The 18,330-nt window shown below is 66.3% G+C and carries 19 protein-coding genes; 7 read left to right on the forward strand and 12 right to left on the reverse strand.

Annotated elements, in window-relative coordinates:
- Positions 1–28: 28 nt before the first annotated feature.
- Entirely contained in the window at positions 29–1,156 is a 1,128-nt protein-coding gene (gene dnaJ / locus NP825_RS00745; protein ID WP_257547568.1) for a molecular chaperone DnaJ, read from the reverse strand.
- A gap of 59 nt (positions 1,157–1,215) precedes the next feature.
- Positions 1,216–3,120 (reverse strand): molecular chaperone DnaK, encoded by a 1,905-nt coding sequence (gene dnaK / locus NP825_RS00750; RefSeq protein ID WP_257547570.1) that lies wholly within the window; start codon positions 3,118–3,120, stop codon positions 1,216–1,218.
- Between the two features lie 157 nt (positions 3,121–3,277).
- Between dnaK and NP825_RS00755 the strand changes: the two genes are divergently transcribed.
- The 4 genes from NP825_RS00755 to NP825_RS00770 are packed head-to-tail and all read left to right on the forward strand — an operon-like array spanning position 3,278 to position 6,289.
- Positions 3,278–3,811 carry a copper chaperone PCu(A)C gene (locus NP825_RS00755; RefSeq protein ID WP_257547572.1) on the forward strand — a complete coding sequence of 178 codons (534 nt, stop codon included), beginning with the start codon at positions 3,278–3,280 and terminating at the stop codon, positions 3,809–3,811.
- A 6-nt stretch (positions 3,812–3,817) separates the two neighbouring features.
- Positions 3,818–4,315 (forward strand): vgr related protein, encoded by a 498-nt coding sequence (locus NP825_RS00760; RefSeq protein ID WP_257547574.1) that lies wholly within the window; start codon positions 3,818–3,820, stop codon positions 4,313–4,315.
- Positions 4,312–4,884: a hypothetical protein gene (locus NP825_RS00765; protein ID WP_257547576.1), complete on the forward strand. Its 573-nt coding sequence runs from the start codon at positions 4,312–4,314 to the stop codon at positions 4,882–4,884. Before NP825_RS00760 ends, NP825_RS00765 begins: the two co-directional genes overlap by 4 nt.
- A 52-nt stretch (positions 4,885–4,936) precedes the next feature.
- A complete protein-coding gene (locus tag NP825_RS00770) occupies positions 4,937–6,289 on the forward strand; it encodes a DNA recombination protein RmuC (protein WP_257547578.1) in 1,353 nt (450 codons plus the stop codon).
- 113 nt (positions 6,290–6,402) lie between these two features.
- Here NP825_RS00770 and NP825_RS00775 read toward each other — a convergent pair whose 3' ends face one another.
- The 8 genes from NP825_RS00775 to NP825_RS00810 all read right to left on the reverse strand — a co-directional run bounded on the left by NP825_RS00775 (position 6,403) and on the right by NP825_RS00810 (position 12,738).
- Positions 6,403–7,116, reverse strand: a complete 714-nt coding sequence (locus NP825_RS00775; protein WP_257547580.1) for an META domain-containing protein — start codon at positions 7,114–7,116, stop codon at positions 6,403–6,405.
- Between the two features lie 116 nt (positions 7,117–7,232).
- Complete coding sequence (locus NP825_RS00780) at positions 7,233–8,048, reverse strand: RNA methyltransferase (protein WP_257547582.1); 816 nt, start codon at positions 8,046–8,048, stop codon at positions 7,233–7,235.
- A 4-nt stretch (positions 8,049–8,052) separates the two neighbouring features.
- Complete coding sequence (locus tag NP825_RS00785) at positions 8,053–8,331, reverse strand: HPr family phosphocarrier protein (RefSeq protein ID WP_257547584.1); 279 nt, start codon at positions 8,329–8,331, stop codon at positions 8,053–8,055.
- The gene (locus NP825_RS00790; RefSeq protein WP_257551232.1) at positions 8,328–8,732 is read right to left on the reverse strand and encodes a PTS sugar transporter subunit IIA; all 405 of its coding nucleotides are present in this window, start codon (positions 8,730–8,732) and stop codon (positions 8,328–8,330) included. The genes NP825_RS00785 and NP825_RS00790 overlap by 4 nt, the downstream gene beginning before the upstream one ends.
- 38 nt (positions 8,733–8,770) lie before the next feature.
- Complete coding sequence (gene rapZ / locus NP825_RS00795) at positions 8,771–9,706, reverse strand: RNase adapter RapZ (protein WP_257547586.1); 936 nt, start codon at positions 9,704–9,706, stop codon at positions 8,771–8,773.
- On the reverse strand, positions 9,703–10,149 hold the full coding sequence (locus NP825_RS00800; RefSeq protein ID WP_257547588.1) for an HPr kinase/phosphorylase: 447 nt from the start codon (positions 10,147–10,149) through the stop codon (positions 9,703–9,705). The genes rapZ and NP825_RS00800 overlap by 4 nt, the downstream gene beginning before the upstream one ends.
- Positions 10,150–10,430: 281 nt before the next feature.
- Positions 10,431–12,062: a stimulus-sensing domain-containing protein gene (locus NP825_RS00805; protein WP_374046515.1), complete on the reverse strand. Its 1,632-nt coding sequence runs from the start codon at positions 12,060–12,062 to the stop codon at positions 10,431–10,433.
- The gene (locus NP825_RS00810) at positions 12,028–12,738 is read right to left on the reverse strand and encodes a response regulator transcription factor (protein ID WP_257547592.1); all 711 of its coding nucleotides are present in this window, start codon (positions 12,736–12,738) and stop codon (positions 12,028–12,030) included. Before NP825_RS00810 ends, NP825_RS00805 begins: the two co-directional genes overlap by 35 nt.
- 245 nt (positions 12,739–12,983) lie before the next feature.
- On the opposite strand from NP825_RS00810, the gene NP825_RS00815 reads away from it, so the two are divergent.
- Together NP825_RS00815 and NP825_RS00820 are read left to right on the forward strand one after the other, a co-directional pair.
- Positions 12,984–14,585: a phosphoenolpyruvate carboxykinase gene (locus NP825_RS00815; protein ID WP_257547594.1), complete on the forward strand. Its 1,602-nt coding sequence runs from the start codon at positions 12,984–12,986 to the stop codon at positions 14,583–14,585.
- A 49-nt stretch (positions 14,586–14,634) separates the two neighbouring features.
- Positions 14,635–15,081, forward strand: coding sequence for a hypothetical protein (locus NP825_RS00820; protein ID WP_257547596.1), 447 nt, complete (start codon positions 14,635–14,637; stop codon positions 15,079–15,081).
- 99 nt (positions 15,082–15,180) lie between these two features.
- Here the strand turns inward: NP825_RS00820 and NP825_RS00825 are convergent, their stop codons facing one another.
- Both NP825_RS00825 and NP825_RS00830 read right to left on the reverse strand, forming a co-directional pair.
- Positions 15,181–17,007: a DUF885 family protein gene (locus NP825_RS00825; protein ID WP_257547598.1), complete on the reverse strand. Its 1,827-nt coding sequence runs from the start codon at positions 17,005–17,007 to the stop codon at positions 15,181–15,183.
- A gap of 144 nt (positions 17,008–17,151) precedes the next feature.
- A complete protein-coding gene (locus NP825_RS00830) occupies positions 17,152–17,547 on the reverse strand; it encodes a DUF3597 domain-containing protein (RefSeq protein WP_257547600.1) in 396 nt (131 codons plus the stop codon).
- A 176-nt stretch (positions 17,548–17,723) separates the two neighbouring features.
- Between NP825_RS00830 and NP825_RS00835 the strand changes: the two genes are divergently transcribed.
- Entirely contained in the window at positions 17,724–18,329 is a 606-nt protein-coding gene (locus tag NP825_RS00835; protein WP_257547602.1) for a DUF937 domain-containing protein, read from the forward strand.
- Position 18,330 lies beyond the last annotated feature (1 nt).

Below are 18,330 nucleotides of genomic sequence, written 5' to 3' on the forward strand. Positions count from 1 at the left end.
CCCACCTGCGTGGGGGCGACGGGCGTCCTTACTCCGTCAGATCGTCCCACATTTCCTTGATGCGGCCGAAGAATCCCTGGCTCGCGGGACATTCGTCGCCGGTTTCGGTCTCGCGGAACGCCTGCAGCAATTCCTTCTGCTTGGCGCTGAGCTTCGTCGGCGTCTCGACGTCGATCTGGACGACGAGGTCGCCGTGGCCGCGGCCGTTGAGCACCGGCATGCCGGCGCCGCGCTGGCGGAGCTGCTTGCCCGACTGGATGCCGGTGGGAATATTGATCTCGTGCTTCTTGCCGTCGAGCCCCGGGATCGTGATGCATCCGCCGAGCGCTGCGGTGGTGAAGCTGATCGGCGCGCGGGTGAAGAGCGTCGTGCCCTCGCGCTCGAAGACCTTGTGCCTCGCCATGTGGAGAAAGATGTAGAGGTCGCCCGGCGCCGCGCCGCGCGCGCCGCTCTCGCCTTCGCCCGACAGGCGGATGCGGGTGCCCTCGTCGACCCCCGGCGGGATGGTGACGGTCAGCGTCTTGCGCCGGTCGACCCGGCCTTCGCCGTGGCAGCTATTGCAGGGGTCGGCGATGACCTCGCCGGCGCCCTGACAGGTCGGGCAGGTGCGCTCGACCATGAAAAAGCCCTGCTGCGCGCGCACCTTGCCGTGCCCCGCGCAGGTCGAGCAGCGATTGGTCGAGGTTCCGGGCTTCGCGCCCGACCCGTCGCACGCCTCGCAGCGCGCGGCAACGTCGACCTGAATCTCGCGGCTGCACCCGGTGAACGCATCCTCGAGCCTGATTTCCATGTCATAGCGCAGGTCGGCGCCGCGCGCGGGGCCGCGCTGTTGCTGGCGCGCGCCGAACGCCGATCCGAAAATCGATTCGAAGATATCGCCGATGTCGCCGAAATCGGCGCCGTTGCCGCCGCCGAAGCCGCCCGCGCCATTGACGCCTTCCTTGCCGAAGCGGTCGTAGGCGGCGCGCTTCTGCGGATCCTTCAGACAATCATAGGCTTCGTTGATCGCCTTGAAGCGCGCCTCGCTGTCGCCGCACCCCGGATTCTTGTCGGGGTGATATTGCATCGCGAGCTTGCGATACGCCGACTTCAGCGTCTTGTCGTCGGCGGTGCGCTCGACTTCCAGCAATTCGTAATAATCGATGTCGAGCGACATGCTTCAAAGCCCCCTCAGCCCCGCCGCACATTCAGGGTGCGGCGGGGAGAGTTTCATCCTTACTTCTTGTCGTCTTCGACTTCCGAGAATTCGGCATCGACGACATCTTCGTCGGCCTTGGTCTCGCCAGCGTCGGCGGCGGGGGAGGCCGCGGCCTGCTGTTCCTTTTCATAGATCGCCTGGCCGAGCTTCATCGCGACCTGCGCCAGCGCCTGCGACTTTTCGGTCATCGCGGCGGGATCGCCGCCCTCGACCGCCGTCTTGGCTTCGGCGACAGCCGCTTCGATCTCGCTCTTGAGGCCCGCATCGACCTTGTCGCCATGCTCTTCGAGCTGGCGCTCGGTCGTGTGGATCAGGCTTTCGGCGTTGTTCTTGGCCTCGGCCGCCTCGCGGCGCTTCTTGTCCTCTTCGGCGAACTGCTCGGCGTCCTTGACCATCTGGTCGATGTCCGCGTCGGAAAGCCCGCCCGAGGCCTGGATCTTGATCTGCTGTTCCTTGCCGGTGCCCTTGTCCTTGGCGTGGACCGACACGATGCCGTTGGCGTCGATATCAAAGGTCACCTCGATCTGCGGCACGCCGCGCGGCGCGGGCGGGATGCCGACGAGGTCAAACTGGCCGAGCATCTTGTTGTCGGCCGCCATTTCACGCTCGCCCTGGAACACGCGGATCGTCACCGCCGACTGATTGTCGTCGGCGGTCGAATAGACCTGCGACTTCTTGGTCGGGATCGTCGTGTTGCGGTCGATCATGCGCGTGAACACACCGCCCAGCGTCTCGATGCCGAGGCTCAGCGGCGTGACGTCGAGCAGCAGCACATCCTTGACGTCGCCCTGCAGCACGCCCGCCTGGATCGCGGCGCCGATCGCGACGACTTCGTCGGGGTTGACGCCGGTGTGCGGCTCCTTGCCGAAGAAGTCCTTCACGACCTCGCGCACGCGCGGCATGCGCGTCATGCCGCCGACGAGTACGACCTCGTCGATCTCGCTGGCGCTGACGCCCGCGTCCTTGATCGCCTTCTTGCACGGTTCGAGCGTGCGCTTGATCAGATCCTCGACCAGCTTTTCCAGATCGGCGCGGGTGATCGTCTTGACGAGGTGTTTCGGCCCGTTGGCGTCGGCGGTGATGAAGGGCAGGTTGACCTCGGTCGACTGCGCGGTCGACAGCTCGATCTTCGCCTTCTCCGCGGCTTCCTTCAGCCGCTGCAGCGCCAGCTTGTCGCCGCGCAGGTCGATGCCTTCGTCCTTCTTGAAGCCGTCGGCGAGATATTCGACGATCTTGCTGTCGAAATCCTCACCGCCGAGGAAAGTGTCGCCGTTGGTCGACTTCACCTCGAACACGCCGTCGCCGACTTCGAGGATCGAGATGTCGAAGGTGCCGCCGCCAAGGTCATAGACCGCGATCGTCTTGTTCTCGGTCTTGTCGAGGCCATAGGCGAGCGCGGCCGCGGTCGGCTCGTTGATGATGCGCAGCACTTCGAGGCCGGCGATCTTGCCCGCGTCCTTGGTCGCCTGGCGCTGGGCGTCGTTGAAGTAAGCGGGAACGGTGATCACCGCCTGCTCGACCTTTTCGCCGAGAAAGGCTTCGGCAGTTTCCTTCATCTTCTGAAGGATATAGGCCGAAATCTGCGACGGCGAATAATCCTCGCCGCCCGCCTTGACCCACGCGTCGCCATTGGTGCCCTTGGCGATGGTGTAGGGGACGAGTTCCATGTCCTTCTTGGTCAGGGGATCGTCGAAGCGGCGGCCGATCAGGCGCTTGACCGCGAAGATGGTGTTTTCGGGGTTGGTGACCGCCTGGCGCTTCGCCGGCTGGCCGATCAGCCGCTCGCCGTCCTTGGCGAAGGCAACGATCGACGGCGTCGTGCGCGTGCCTTCGACATTTTCGATAACCTTGGGCTTGCCGCCTTCCATCACCGCGACGCAGCTGTTCGTGGTGCCGAGGTCGATCCCGATCACTTTGGCCATGGGTTTTTTCGTCCTTGTTGCTTCATTCGGCGCCCTGAAAAGGCACGCCGTGCGTTGATTTGATGGGGGCGATATAGGTGCGCTTTGCCTTGGCACAAGGGTTTTGACGGCGTATCTGGGACAGGAAAATTGACGCATTTCGGGAGTCCCAAGCATCATGAAGCCCTTTGCAATAGCCGCGCTTGCCGCCACCGCGCTCACGCTGACCGCGTGCGAGAAGAATCTGGGCGCGGGACAGCCGCTCAACGTCGTCGCGGGCTATATCCAGATGGGGGCGACGCCCGACAGCCCCGCGGCGGGCTATTTCACCGTCCAGGGCGGGCCTCGCGACGTCGAGCTCGTCGCGGTGACCGCCGACCTCGCGCAGCGGGTCGAGATGCACGAAAGCGTCAAGGAAAACGGCGTCGTGACGATGAAGCCGCTCGCCGCCGCCGTCGTCCCGGCGAAGGGCAAGCTCGAATTCAAGCCCGGCGGCAAGCATCTGATGATCTGGCACATCAACGGCGCCGCGGTGCGTGCGGGCAAGCTGCCGATGGCCTTCGTCTTCACCGACAACGACAATGAACGCATCCTGTTCGACCTGCCGATCAAGCCGGCGCCGAATGCGAGCGCCGACGGGATGGCCGGCATGGATCACGGTGCGATGGATATGAGCGGGGGCAAGACGGGGACGGACGCGGCGAAGAAATAGGCCGAAGTGCCGCGCCCTTCGCGCCCCCTCACGACTGGAGAAATCGCGCTCGCCCGTTCGGTGTTCGGCGATGCGATCGACTATGCGCGGGTGCGGGTGCGCCATTATAAATGGATTTTCTTCCAGCCGCGCCGGATCGTCATGGCGCCGATGGGCGACCTGCATTTCCACCCCAAAGGCGGCGTCTATTGCGACGATTTCTCCTGCCCGGCCGGCGGGCGGAGCGAAGAATTGCGCGCGAAGGGGCTGTTTCTTCACGAGATGACCCACGTCTGGCAGGCGCAGCAGCGCGGGCGCTGGTATCTGGTGCTGATGCGGCATCCTTTCGCGACCTATGATTACAGCCTGAAACCCGGCTGGCCGCTGCGCCGCTACGGGCTGGAGCAGCAGGCGGAGATCGTGCGGCATTATTGGCTGCTGACGCGAGGAGTGACGATCGGCGGGGCGCCCGATGTCGCCGCCTATCGAGCCATCCTGCCCGCCGAATGGAATGCCGCGACGTGAAGGATTTCGACTTTGTCTTCGCACTCTACAGCTTGCTGCTGGGTCTTTCGATGGTCGAGCTTCTGAGCGGACTCGGCGGCGCTCTCGAAACGCGGTTCGCGGCGGAGGACGGCCGGACAAAGTTCACGATCGGCTGGCTCACTCCGTTGCTCGCGATCTTCGTGATGCTTGACCTTCTGTCCTTCTGGTCGGCGGCGTGGACGGTGCGCGCGGACATCGCGGTGTCGGGCACGACGCTGATGGCGGTCGCGGCGTTCGCCAGCCTCTATTTTCTCGCCGCACGGCTCGTCTTCCCCTCGCATCCCGAGGGTTTCGCCGACCTCGACATCCATTATTTTCGCGTCCGCCGCGTCGTGCTCGCACTGCTTCTCGTGCTGCTCGCGGCGCAACTCGGTTATTATCTGTCGCAGCCCGATATCGCGCCCAATCTTACGCGGCCGCTCAGCGCGACCCTGACGCTGATCCTCGTGGCGTTGATGGGTGCGGCGATGTGGGTGGCGGATCGCCGCTGGAGCACGGCGATTCTTGTCGCGCTCATCGCTCGCTACATCTTCGTCTACCTGCTCTGACCCGATAATTTGCGGCTAGCCAAAAGCGCTGCGTTCGTCCTATGTTCCACTTATGAATGTTGCCGCGCTCGCCACCGCTTTCGTCGCTCTTGTTCTCGGCGCCCTCATCGGCTGGTTGCTTGCCGGAAAACAGGCGGGTGCGCTCAAGGCAGAGCGCGACGGATTGTCCGATCGGTTCAAGGCGGCGGTTACGGACCTTGCTGCCGAGGCCGAGGCGCGCAAGGCCGCCGACTTGAAACTCGCCGCGCTGCTTGCCGAACAGGCTGCGCGCGACGAGGCGCAGGAGGCGCGCATCGCCGAATTGAAAGACGCGCAGGCGGCGCTCACCGCGCAATTCCGTGAGGTCGGGCAGGCGATGCTGGGCGAGGCGCAGAAGGCCTTTCTCGAACGCGCCGACGAACGCTTCCGCCAGAGCGAGGAAAGCGCGGGGAAGAATCTGACGGCGCTGCTGTCCCCCGTCCACGACCGGTTGCAGAAATATGAGGAAGCGATCGGCAAGGTCGAGGCCGAGCGTCAGAATGCCTTCGGCCTGCTCCACGGCCAGATTGCCGCGATGCGCGAAGGGACCGAGCGCGTGTCGAGCGAAGCGGCGAAGCTCGTCAACGCGCTGCGCAACGCGCCCAAAGCACGCGGGCGCTGGGGCGAGCAGCAGCTTCGCAACGTCCTCGAAAGCTGTGGGCTCAGCGAACATGCCGATTTCCAGACCGAGGTCAGCGTCGCCGACGGTGACGGCGGGCGGCTCCGCCCCGATGTCGTCGTCAAGGTGCCCGGCGGACAAAGCCTGATCATCGACGCGAAAGTGTCGCTCAACGCCTATCAGGACGCCTTCGGCGCGGTCGACGAGGGCGAGAAGGCGGGGCACCTCGCGGTGCACGCCGCGGCGATGAAGGCGCACGTCAACCTGCTCGGCGCCAAATCCTATTGGAACCAGTTCGACGACACCCCCGATTTCGTCGTGATGTTCGTTCCCGGCGAGCATTTCCTCGCCGCGGCGCTCGATCAGGATCACGAGCTTTGGGATTATGCGTTCGAACGCAAGGTGCTGCTCGCGACGCCGACGAACCTGATCGCGATCGCGCGCACCGTCGCGGCGGTGTGGCGGCAGGAAAAGCTCGCGGGTCAGGCGCGCGAGATCGCGGCGCTCGGCAAGGAGCTCTATGCGCGCATGTCGGTGATGGGCTCGCATATCGCGCGGGTCGGCAAGAATCTCGACCAGGCGACGGGTGCGTACAACGCCTTCGTCGGCAGTTTCGAAAGTCAGGTACTGACGCAAGCGAAGCGCTTCGAGGCGCTCGATGTCGAGACCGGCGACAAGGAGATTCCTGTGCTGCCGGTCGCCGAGCAAACCGCGCGACCGCTAGCAAAGCTCGCGGCTGCGCCGTCTGCGGTGAACGACGGGGAATGAGCCGCGTGTCCCCGCGAAGGCGGGGACCCATCTCCGACCGGTTCAAGATCGCGCCGCCCGGAGATGGGCTCCCGCCTTCGCGGGAGCACACGGCTTTGATGAAGCGCCGCTCCTCAAATCACCCGCTTGAGCGCCGCCGTCTTGCCGTCCTTGCCGGTTAGCAGCAGCGTGCCGTCCGAGGGGAAGGTGATTTGCACCGGCGCGCGCATCAGGTCGAGGAAGGCACGCTCCTGCTCCATTGCCGGGCCGGGGCAAGCCATCATCGTCGCGGCGAGCGGTCCAGCGGAGAGCGTGCTGTCTTCGACCTTGTAGCTTCCGCCGAAGCGGTTGCACCCTGCGCTGCCGCTGAGGCGCGTGCCGTCGAACGCCAGCGAGGTCGGCCTGTCTGACGCTACCGGCGTTCCGTCGATCGACACGAAGCTCCAGCTCGACCCCGCGAGCGTATCGGGCGGCAGGATCGCGCCGCCGCAGCCCTGCACGCGCTTGCCGTCGGCGATCACACGCACGGTGTCGGCATAGCGCCGGTCGCTCATCCCGTCGCTGCACGGCGCATGCTTGATCACGACCGAGAGCCGCCCGGCGGCGTAGGTTTTGCCGTTCATCGACGGTGCCGCGCCAGGGTTCGGGACGGCGATTCGCGTCTCGCCATAGTCGCCGGCATAGGTCAGCCGTTCGGGTGTGATCTCGAGCGTCCAGCCGGGTTCGGTGCCGATCGCCATATAGGCGGCGGATGGCGCGGGCGTGTCGCCGGGCGCCTGCGGGGCGCCCGAGGCGGCGCAGCCCGCGAGGACCAGCGGCAGGGCGATGAGGGGGAGGATGCGTGTCACGGAAATAGCCTTTCGTTCTTCGCCAACCGGATATTGTTTCGGCGTGGCGAGAGTGTTGAAGGCGCCGTTAGGGTGCCTTGAATGGCCGTGCCCTGAACGGCAGCGCCAACCGCCGTTCAGCTTCGCCGCTGGTTGAGCACTTCATAGGCCATCACTGCCGCTGCGACCGCGGCGTTGAGGCTGTCCGCCTTGCCCATCATCGGCATTTTCACCCGCACATCGGCGGCCGCGGCATAGGCGGCGGGCAGGCCCTGCGATTCGTTGCCGATCAGAATGAAGGTCGGTGCGGCATAGCGTACTGCCTGATAATCCTGTGTGTCGCCGCCGAGCCAGGTCGCGACGAGTTCGCCGCGGCCGCTGCGCAGCCAGGGCAGGAAATCGTCCCAGCGCGCCTGCACCAGCTTTTGCGTGAAGATCGCGCCCATGCTCGCGCGCACTGCCTCGACGCCATAGGGATCGGTGCTTTCGTCGAGCAGGATCAGCCCGCCCGCCCCAACCGCGTCGCCGGTTCGGAGCATCGTGCCGAGATTGCCGGGATCACGCAGTCGCTCGGCAACGAGCCAGATCGGCGCGGTGGCGCGATCGAGATCGGCAAGGCCGGTCTTCGGCTCGGCATAGATGCCGACGATCGTCTGCGGATTATCCTTGCCCGAAAGTTTGGAGAGGATCGCGGGAGTGGTGTCGATCACCTCGCCCCCCGCCGCGAGGGTCGCGTCAACCAGAGTCTTCGCGAGCGGGTGCGCGGCGGCGTCCTCGTTGGCGAGAAACAGCCATGACGGCAGCACGCCGGCCTCGCGCGCTTCGGTTGCGATGCGCAGCCCCTCGGCGAGGAACAGCCCCTCGGCGCGGCGATGCCGCTTCTCGCGCAACAGACGCATCCGCTTGATCAGCGGATTGGAAAGGCTTTCGATGCGGGAACGGCGACCGGTCATCCGGTCAATCCTCGCCGAAGCTGTCCTTGACCAGCCCGACCAGCTTGAGCAGCGCCGCGTCGGCGCCTTCGCCCTTCGTGTGGATCGTGATGCTGTCGCCCTTCGCGGCGCCGAGCATCATCAGCCCCATGATCGAGGTGCCGTTGACACGGCTGCCGCCCTTTTCGACCTCGACGCTGACGGTCTCGGGAAGGCGGCTGACGAAGGTCACGAACTTGGCGCTCGCGCGCGCGTGCAGGCCGCGCTGGTTGGTGATTTCGACCGTCTCGCTGTTTTCGCTCATGGTCCCACTCCCAGCATCTCCGACGCGACGGAGATATATTTCTGGCCCGCTTCCTTCGCCGCGATCACCGCGGCGCGCAGGTCCATCGCCTTGCGCGCGCTTTCGAGGCGGATCAGCATCGGCAGGTTCACACCCGCGATCACTTCGGTCCGCCCGCTTTCGAGCAGGCTGATCGCGAGGTTCGACGGGGTGCCGCCGAACAGGTCGGTCAGCATGATCACGCCGCGCCCTTCATCGACCTTGCGGATCGCCTCGGCGATTTCCTTGCGGCGCATTTCCATATTGTCGTTGGGGCCGATACACACGGTGGCGATCGCGCGCTGCGGTCCGACGACATGCTCCATCGCGGTCACCATTTCCTCGGCGAGCCGGCCATGGGTGACCAAGACCATTCCCAGCAGCGGCAATGCTTTATCGACGGGCATGAAATCGCAGACCCTTATGCTTGTCCGGCGCCGGCGGGAGATGCGGGCGGGGGCCTGCCCTCAAGCCCATCTTGCGGGGCAGAGTCAAGGTTGCGATGGGTCACGGTCGGCTCATGACCCGCGGCGCGTAGCGTTTTGGCCACACGGTCGGCGACATGGACCGAGCGGTGCCGCCCGCCGGTGCAGCCGAAGGCGACGGTGACATAGCTTTTACCCTCGGCGCGGTAGCGCGGCAGTAATGTGAGGAGCAGCCGCTCGATCTGCGCGACGCTGTCCTCATAGGCGGGATCGGCCATCACATAGGCCGCGACATCGGGGTTGAGCCCCGTGCCGGGGCGCAGCTTCGCATCCCAGTGCGGATTGCGCAGATAGCGCATGTCGAACACCAGGTCGGCGTTGCGCGGCAGCCCGCGCGCGAAGCCGAAGCTCAATATGTTGAGCACCGGCTCGCCGTCGCCCGCGTCGCCGAAGCGCTGACGCACCTCCTGCTGCAAATCGTTGCTCGAATAGTTGGTGGTGTCGATGACATGCTCGGCCCAGCGGCGAAGCGGCTCCATCAGCTCGCGTTCACGCGCGATGCCGTCGGCGGCGGGGCGATCCTCGGCGAGCGGATGGCGGCGCCGCGTTTCGGAGAAGCGGCGTTCGAGCTCGGCGCCCGCGCAGTCGAGGAACAAAGTCTGGATGTCGCGGCCGCCGTCCTCGCGCAGCTCCTTGATCCGCTTGACCAGTCGCGCGGGCTTGAAGCCGCGGCTGCGGCTGTCGATCCCGACCGCGATCGGGCGGCCCGCCTCGCTGCGTTTTGCGGGCGCGTCGATCAGCGCCTCGAGCAAGGCGAGCGGCAGATTGTCGACGACCTCCCAGCCCAGATCCTCGAGCACCTTGAGCACGGTCGACTTGCCCGCGCCGGAGAGGCCGGTGACGAGAAGCAGGCGAGGGTCGGGGCTGCTCATCGGTCGGGCGCCAGCCGTTCGAGCGCGAGCAATATCTTGATCGGCGCCGACGCCTCGAAGGCCGAGAGCAGCAGCGCGGGTAGCGGATGCCCGGCGACCGTCTCGACCTGATTCACCGAGGGCATGCGGTCGTAGCGGTCGGAAAGCCGCACCGCGAGTGCGAGCGGCACCGGCGCGGTCCACGGCTTTTCGACGATGCCGATGCCGCGCACTTCCAGCTTGCCGGCAAGATTCTCGGGCGGGCGGCACCACAGCCGGTCGCGATCGTACCAGATGTCGCAGCGGTCGTCGGCGACAAGCCGCGCGCCGCGATCGATCAGCCTGAGCGCGAGGTCGGACTTGCCTTGCCCGCTGTTGCCGAGAATCAGCACGCCGCCGCTGCCCGCCGCGACGCAACTGGCGTGGATATTCTGGATCTCGGGCTTGGTCCGGCTCGGAAACATCAACGGGGCTTACCGGCGACGAAGCGGGGCTGCAAGGCGGCAAACCGATTCGGGTGAAGAGAGGAGGCTCGCGTAGCAGCCTCGGGGAAGAAGGTTCACGCAGAGACGCGGAGAGAACAAGAAGCCCGTTCGCCCTGAGCTTGTCGAAGCCTGTCCTGAGCGCCTGCAAGGCAGTCGAAGGGGGCCGTTCTTTTTTGCCCGACCGAAAGGAAGAACGGTGCTTCGACAAGCTCAGCACGAACGGATGAGGAGAATTGCTCCGCGTCTCCGCGTGAACCCTGCTATCCTTCCGCCTCATGCCCCTCGCGTGCGGGCAGGGTGATGAGCAGGCTCGCGCCGCGCTGGCCGTCGTCGCGGTCGCGCGCGGAGATCGTTCCCGCGTGCCCCTCGATGATCGTCCGCGCGATCGCGAGGCCGAGGCCGCTGTGGCGGCCGAACGCCTCGCCGTCGGGCCGCTCGCTGTGGAAGCGGCGGAAGATCGCCTCGCGCTGCGCGGGGTCGATGCCAGGGCCGTCGTCGTCGACGCGGATATGCACCTCGTCGCCCAGCCGCGTCGCGGCGATGCAGACGAGGCCGCCCTGGGGCGAGAAGCTGATCGCATTGTCGATGACATTGTCGATCGCGCGTTCGAGCCGGTGCCCGTCGCCCATCACCTGCGTCGTGCCCTTGCGCGGCCGGGCGAAGGCGATGCGCGGGGTCGGAGCATCCGGCTTGATGCGCGCGGCGCGGCCCGCGAGCATCGATTCGATCATCAGCCCGATGTCGATCGGCTCGAACAGCGTGCGCGACAGTTGCGCGTCGATCCGGCTTGCGTCGCTGATGTCGGTGACCAGGCGGTCGAGCCGCCGCACATCCTCGTCGGCGATGGCGAGCAGTTGCGCGCGCTGTTCGTCGGTCGTGCCGCGCCCCAGCCCCTCGATCGCCGAGCGCACCGAGGCGATCGGATTCTTGAGCTCGTGCGTCACGTCGGCGGCGAAATGCTCGCCCGCGTCGATGCGTTCGCGCAGCGCCTGCGTCATGTCGGACAGCGCGCGGGCGAGGGTGCCGATCTCGTCGCGGCGGCTCGGCAGGCGCGGGACGACGACCTCGCGCGCACGGCCGAGGCGCACGCGCACCGCGGCGCGCGCCAGCTTGCGCAAGGGGCGAACGATCGTGCGCGCGAGAAAGAGCGACAGCAGGATCGAGGCGATCAGCACCATCGCGACGACGACCGCGAGGCGGAAGCGCTCGGCGCGCACCGTCTTGGTGATATCGCGCGCGTTGAGCGTCATCAGCATCACTTCGGGCGTGTCGAGGTCGACGATGCGCGTCGCGCTGAGCAAGGGGGTGCGTTCGGGGGCGTAGCGGAAGCGGCTCGCCGCCGCGCCGGTCTTCATCGCCTCGGCGACCTCGGGCCAGGCGCTGCCATGGTCGATCCGCGGTTCCTCGAAATCGGGGTAGGCGGGAGCGCCGACGATCCAGTCGATGCCGCGGTCCATCGCGCGCGCGGCGTCGCGCTTCCACGGCTGAAGCTCGGGATCGCGCAGCGTATAGGTCGGCGGAGCGTGCGCGAAGCTGTCGTCAATCTTGCGCCCGTCCGCATCATAGAAGCGCAGGCGCGACTCGGTCGCGCGGGTGAATTCGCCGATCAGGTGCCGGCGCTGGTCGGGCCGCGCCGCTTCGAGCGCTTCGTCGAGCTGTGCGAGCTGGTCGCCCATCACGTCCATCCGCGTATCGATGAGGCGGCTGCGATAGGTGTCGAGATAGAAGAAACCGCCGCCGAACAGTACGATGGCCAGGATATTGACGGCGAGGATGCGCGTCGTCAGCGACCAGCGCGCCGACCAGACGAGCGGCGCCTCCTCCTGCTCGGCAATGCTCCCTTCGGGCCTTTTGGAGTCAGCCGTCATCGGAGAAGCGGTATCCGGCGCCATAGAGAGTCGCGATCGCGTCGAAATCGGGGTCGACTTCGCGGAACTTGCGCCTCAGGCGCTTGATGTGGCTATCGATCGTGCGGTCGTCGATATAGACGTCGTCCTGATAGGCCGCGTCCATCAGTTGGTTGCGGCTGCGCACGATGCCGGGGCGGCTCGCAAGCGTTTCGAGGATCAGGAATTCGGTGACGGTCAGCGTGACGTCCTTGCCGTCCCAGCTCACCTTGTGGCGCGCCGGGTCCATGCGCAGGCGACCGCGCGTGATCGGGTCGGCGACGGGCTCGTCATTCTCGCTCGGCGGCGCGCGGTTGAGTTCGACGCGGCGCAGGATCGCGCGGATGCGCGCGATCACCAGCCGCTGCGAGAAGGGTTTGGCGATATAATCGTCGGCGCCCATCGCGAGACCGAGCGCCTCGTCGATCTCGTCGTCCTTGCTGGTCAGGAAAATGACCGGAAGCTGGCTTTTCTCGCGGAGGCGCCGCAGCAGTTCGAGCCCGTCCATGCGCGGCATCTTGACGTCGAACACGGCGAGGTCGGGCGGATTGTCGATCAGCGGCTTCAGGGCCGCCTCGCCGTCCGAATAGACGCGCGTGACGAATCCCTCGGCCTGCAGCGCGATCGACAGGGATTGCAGGATGTTGCGGTCGTCGTCGACCAGCGCGATGGTTGCCGTCATGCTCTTTCCATTGGGCGGACCCGGCGGTTCAACTAGCCGATCTGCCGCCCAGCGACAACCGCGCACGGCTGGCCCGCGATTCACCCTTTAATCTTTTGACCTGTCTTCGCATCGTCGCTAACGCGATCGGGATTTCGGAATCGGCGCTCCCGTCGGCACCCATGGAAATGCGGGCCTGTCCATTAGCACGCTAAGCATTGCATAGGTATGCAACGACGCCGCCGGACAATGGAGAGGCAAAGGCAATGACCAAGATTGCGATCGGCACCGACACCGTCGAGACGAAGGCGGATGTGGCCGAAAACTGGGGCACGGCGCGGCTCGTGGAGGATGCGCTTCGCCATGGCGAAGGCCTGCTCGCCAAGGATGGCCCGCTCGTCGTCGAAACCGGCAAGCACACCGGGCGCAGCGCCAAGGACAAGTTCATCGTCCAGGACGATGAAACGCGCGATACCATCTGGTGGGGCAAGACCAATGTCGCGATGACCCCCGATCATTTCGCGGCGCTGAAGGCCGATTTCCTTGCGCATCTCGCGGGCCGCGAACGCCTCTATCGCCAGCAGCTCTTCGGCGGCTCGCAGCCCGAGCATCGCGTCCAGGTTCAGGTCGTTACCGAACTCGCCTGGCACAGCCAGTTCATCCGCACGCTGCTGGTGCGTCCGACCGCTGAGGAACTGGCGGCGTTCGCGGCCGAATATACGATCATCGACCTGCCGAGCTTCCGCGCCGATCCCGCGAAGCATGGCACGCGCACCGAAACCGTCGTCGCGGTCAACTTCGCCGAAAAGCTCGTGCTGATCGGCGGCACCGCCTATGCCGGCGAGATGAAGAAGTCGGTGTTCGGCATCCTCAACTATCTTCTGCCCGTCGACGGCGTGATGCCGATGCACTGTTCGGCGAACATCGGGCCGAAGGGCGACACCGCGGTCTTCTTCGGCCTGTCGGGCACGGGCAAGACGACGCTGTCTGCCGACGCCTCGCGCACGCTGATCGGCGACGACGAGCATGGCTGGTCGGACACCGCGGTCTTCAATTTCGAGGGCGGCTGCTACGCCAAGATGATCCGTCTGTCGGAAGAGGCCGAGCCTGAAATTTACGCGACCACCCGCCGCTTCGGCACGGTGCTCGAAAATGTCGTGATCGACCCCGCGACGCGCACCCTCGACCTCGACGACAACAGCCTCGCCGAAAATACCCGCGGCGCCTATCCGATCGATTTCATCCCGAACGCGTCGGAAGCGAATATGGGGCCGGTGCCGCGCACGGTGATCATGCTGACCGCCGATGCCTTCGGCGTGCTGCCGCCGATCGCCAAGTTGACTCCCGATCAGGCCATGTATCATTTCCTGTCGGGCTACACCGCGAAGGTCGCGGGGACCGAGATTGGCGTGACCGAGCCCGAAGCGACTTTCTCGACCTGCTTCGGCGCGCCCTTCATGCCGCGTCATCCGTCGGTCTACGGCAATCTGCTCAAGGAGCGCATCGCCAAAGGCGGCGTCCAGTGCTGGCTCGTCAACACCGGCTGGACCGGCGGCATGGCGACGATGGACGGGATCAAGCGGATGCCGATCAAGGCCACGCGCGCTTTGCTCAATGCCGCGCTCGACGGCAGCCTGAACGATGTTGAATTCCGCAAGGATCCGAATTTCGGCTTCCTCGTTCCGGTCGCGGTGCCGAGCGTCGACACGGCGCTGCTCGACCCGCGCGAAGCGTGGGCCGACAAGGCCGCCTATGACCGCACCGCCGAGGCGCTGGTGCAGCAATTCATCGACAATTTCGCGCAATTCGCGGACCATGTCGATGAAGGCGTCCGGCAGGCCGCGCCGCAGGCGCCCGTCGCCGCATAATCGACCCGGATCGCTTCCGGGTGGCCCGTCACCCGGAAGGACCGGAGATATGACCACCGAATATCCCCCGCGCCTGTTCGGGCGTGACGCCGATGTCCGCGCGATCGGCGAAGGCCTGCTCGCCTGCACGCTTCCGCGTGCGGCATGGACGCATGAGGCGCATCTGGGTGCGTGCCTTTGGCTGCTCAGCGAGCGCCCCGACATCGATATCGATACCGAGATTGCGGGACTTATTCGCCGCTTCAACGAAAGCGTCGGCGGGGTGAATGATGATCACCAAGGCTATCACGACAGCATTACCCGCGCCTATGTCGCGGGGGTGCGCCTTTTTCTGTCGGAGACGGTGGAGGCGGGGCTGGCGGCGCGCGTCAATGCGCTGCTGCAGTCCGACATGGGGCGGCGCGACTGGCCGCTGCGTTTCTACAGCCGGGACCTGCTCTTCTCGGTCGCGGCGCGACGGGGGTTCGTGGAACCGGATCTTGGACCTTTGCCCTAGACCGTCCTTGCGAGGAACCGAAGGCGACGCGGCAATCCAGAGCAGGCGTAAACCGCTCTGGATTGCGTCGCTTCGCTCGCAATGACAGAGGCCTGAAACTTAGCTCTTTGCCCCCGCGATATATTCGTCGACATTCTGCGCCAGCACGTCGAGCGGGACGTTGCCGCCCTTGACCACCGTGTCGTCGAAATCGCGCAGATCGTATTTCGCGCCCAGCGCCGCCTGCGCGCGGCCGCGCTGGCGGACGATCTCGCTGTGACCGACCTTGTAGCCGCAGGCCTGACCGACCCAACTGCAATAGCGGTCGACCTCGCTCGCGACCTCGAGCGGGTTCGATCCGTTCTGATGCACGAAGAAATCGACCCCCTGTTCGCGCGTCCAGCGCTTCGCATGAATGCCGGTATCGACGACGAGGCGGCAGGCGCGAAAGGCGAGCGACTGGAGATAGCCGAGCCGTCCGACCTCGAAATCGTCGTAGAGGCCGAGTTCGTCGGCAAGCTGCTCGGCATAGAGCGCCCATCCTTCCGAATAGGCGTTGAACGCCAGCATCGTGCGGATCAGCGGCATCTTGTTCGCATATTCGCCCTGCCAGACATGCCCCGGAATCGCTTCGTGCATTGCCAGATCGGGAAGCGAATATTTGCTGTGCAAATCGGTGGTGCGCAGGTTGAGCCACATCCGGCCGGGGGTGCTGCCGTCGATCGAGCCCGCGCCGCCATAGGCCGCGGGCGCGCCGGGCTCTTCGGCCAGCGGCAGGCGCTTCACCTCGACATTGCCCTTGACCAGCGTGCGGAACGCACGGGGCAATTGCGCGCGTATCTTGCCGAGCCACGTCTGGATATAGGCGACGATCTCGGCGCGGCCGGCGTCGCCCTCCGGGAATTTGAAGCGCGGATCCTTGGCAAGCTCGATCATCCGGGCGCCGACCGAGCCCTTGGTATAGCCCAGCTTCTGGAGGATGGGGTCCATCCGTCCGTGCAGCTCGGCGAGCTGGTCGAGCCCCATCGCATGAACCTCCTCGGGGGTCATGCGCGTCGTCGTCGAGGCGCGCAGCGCCCAGGCGTAGAATTCGTCGCCATGCGGGCGCGCCCACATCCCCGCGTCCATCGTCGCCTTGGGGCGCTGCGCCTTGAGTTCGGCGAGTTGGCGGTCGAGTGCGGCGGCGACCGGGCCCTGCACGATCTTCGCCGCGCGCGCGCGCCAGTCGCCCGCGATCTTTTCCTCGCCGGTGCGGCGGGCGAGGCTTTCGACCATCGACCCGCCCGCTTTCGCGTCGGCGAGCGTCGCCTCCATCTGCTTCACCGCCTTGTCGATCAGGAAGCCGGGGGCGATCAGCCCCTGACCGGCGGCGGATTTCAGCCGGTCGGTCTCGCCGTCGAGCACGCCCGGGAAATCATTGAGGCGCGAGAGATAGGCCTCGGCGTCGGCCGACGTTTTCACCGGATGGTCGCTGTCGAGGAACTTCGGCACGTCGAGGTAGGCGCCGACATTCTGGATCACCACATAAGGCGTGTTGCGCCAGCCGCCGACCGCGACGTCGCCATAGGGCTGCGCGAAGCCGTCGAGCGCGACGCTGTAGGCGCTGTCGACGACCGCGAGGCTGGTGCGCGTCGCATGATCGAGCCCGTCGGTCTTGAGCGCGCGGACGCGCGCGAGGTCGGCCTTCAGCGTGTCGGCGACCGCCGTCATTCCCGCCGCCGAGCGGTCGCCGAGCCGGCCGCGCATCGCCGCGCGCGCGCCGGTGTCGATGCCGAGCGCGGTCGCGCCTTCGGGCGAGAGGGCGAGCAGATTGTCGGCGACCGAATCGAGCAGCTTTGCGGCGTCGCTCTGCGGCGGGGCCTGCAAGGCCGCGGCGGGGCCGGCGATGGCGAGACCGGCTGCGCCGGCGCCGAGAGTCGCGAGCGACTGACGGCGGCTGAGGGGCATGGAAAGCGGATGGTGCACGGACGGACTCCCTGGCGACTTCGTTTCTTGTGAAACCTGTCTAGGGGACACGGCGCGCCGGTCAACGAAAAGGGGTCGGGCGAGCTTCCGCTCGTCCGACCCCCATCGAAAAATATCTGCCGTTTGTCAGTCGGTCAGCTCGGCGGGCACCTTGCCGCCGTTCGCGGCGAGCTCGCGCATCACCGCCTTGTGCAGCCAGATGTTCATCTCGGCGCTGCCGTCGAGCGCGCCGGTATAGCCGAGCTCCTGCGCCAGCGACTTGCGGTTGTCGAGGCTCGAATCGATGCCGAGCAGCTTCATCAGGTCGACGATCGAAGTCCGCCAGTTAAGCGTCTGGCCGGCGTTCGCGGCCTCGGCGGTCAGGATGGCGTCGACGTCGACCGGTGCCGCGGCGGCCGCGGCCATCGCGCTCGTCGCGGCGTCGAGCGCGGCGCCGACGGGGTTGGGCGCCGCCGGGGCGGCGGGTTCGGCAGCCTGCGCCTTGCCGAAGATCGCGTCCTTGATCTTGCCGAAAATGCTCATTCATTTGCTCCCACTAAGATGCGCGGCCATTCGCCGAGGGCGAGTCGCATGGCTGCAGGATGGACCTAGGCAGTTGAAAATGACAGCGAAATGAACGTCTCGTTCTTCGCTCGCTGCCGGACTATGATAACGTCGTCCGGCGCGTTTCGATCCCGCGCCGAAGTGGGAGATTGATGATGAATCTGACCGATATTCTCGCGCAGGCCGGCGGCATCGAATCGATGGCGAGCCAGCTCGGCGTATCGCCGACGGTCGCGAAGCAGGGCGCCGAAGCGCTGTTGCCCGCGATCCTTGGCGGCTTCAAGAAGCAGGCGGCGGGTGCCGGCGGGGTCGAGGGTCTGGGCGGCCTGCTGGGCCAGCTCGGCGGCGGCGGGCTGCTCGACGCGGTGCTCGGGTCGCAGGCGACGCCCGTCAGTCAGGGCAACGACGTACTCGGCCAGATTTTCGGGTCGAAGGATGTCAGCCGCACCGTCGCCGATCATGCCGCGGGGCAGACCGGGCTCGATTCGGGGCTGCTCAAGCAGATGCTGCCGATCCTCGCGATGATGGTCGCGGGCTATATGGCCAAGCAGGGCGGCCAGCAGAGCGGCGGCGGAGGCCTCGGCGACCTGATCGGCGGCGCGCTCGGCGGCGGCGGATCGGGCGGCGGCCTTGGCGGTATGCTGGGCAGCGTTCTCGGCGGCGGCGGCGGCTTGGGTGGTCTCGGCAAGATGCTCGACATGGACGGCGACGGCAATCCGCTCGACGACATCATCGGCATGGCGGGGAAATTGAGGGGGTAGA

It is taken from the genome of Sphingopyxis sp. DBS4 (genome assembly GCF_024628865.1).
Lineage (GTDB): Bacteria > Pseudomonadota > Alphaproteobacteria > Sphingomonadales > Sphingomonadaceae > Sphingopyxis.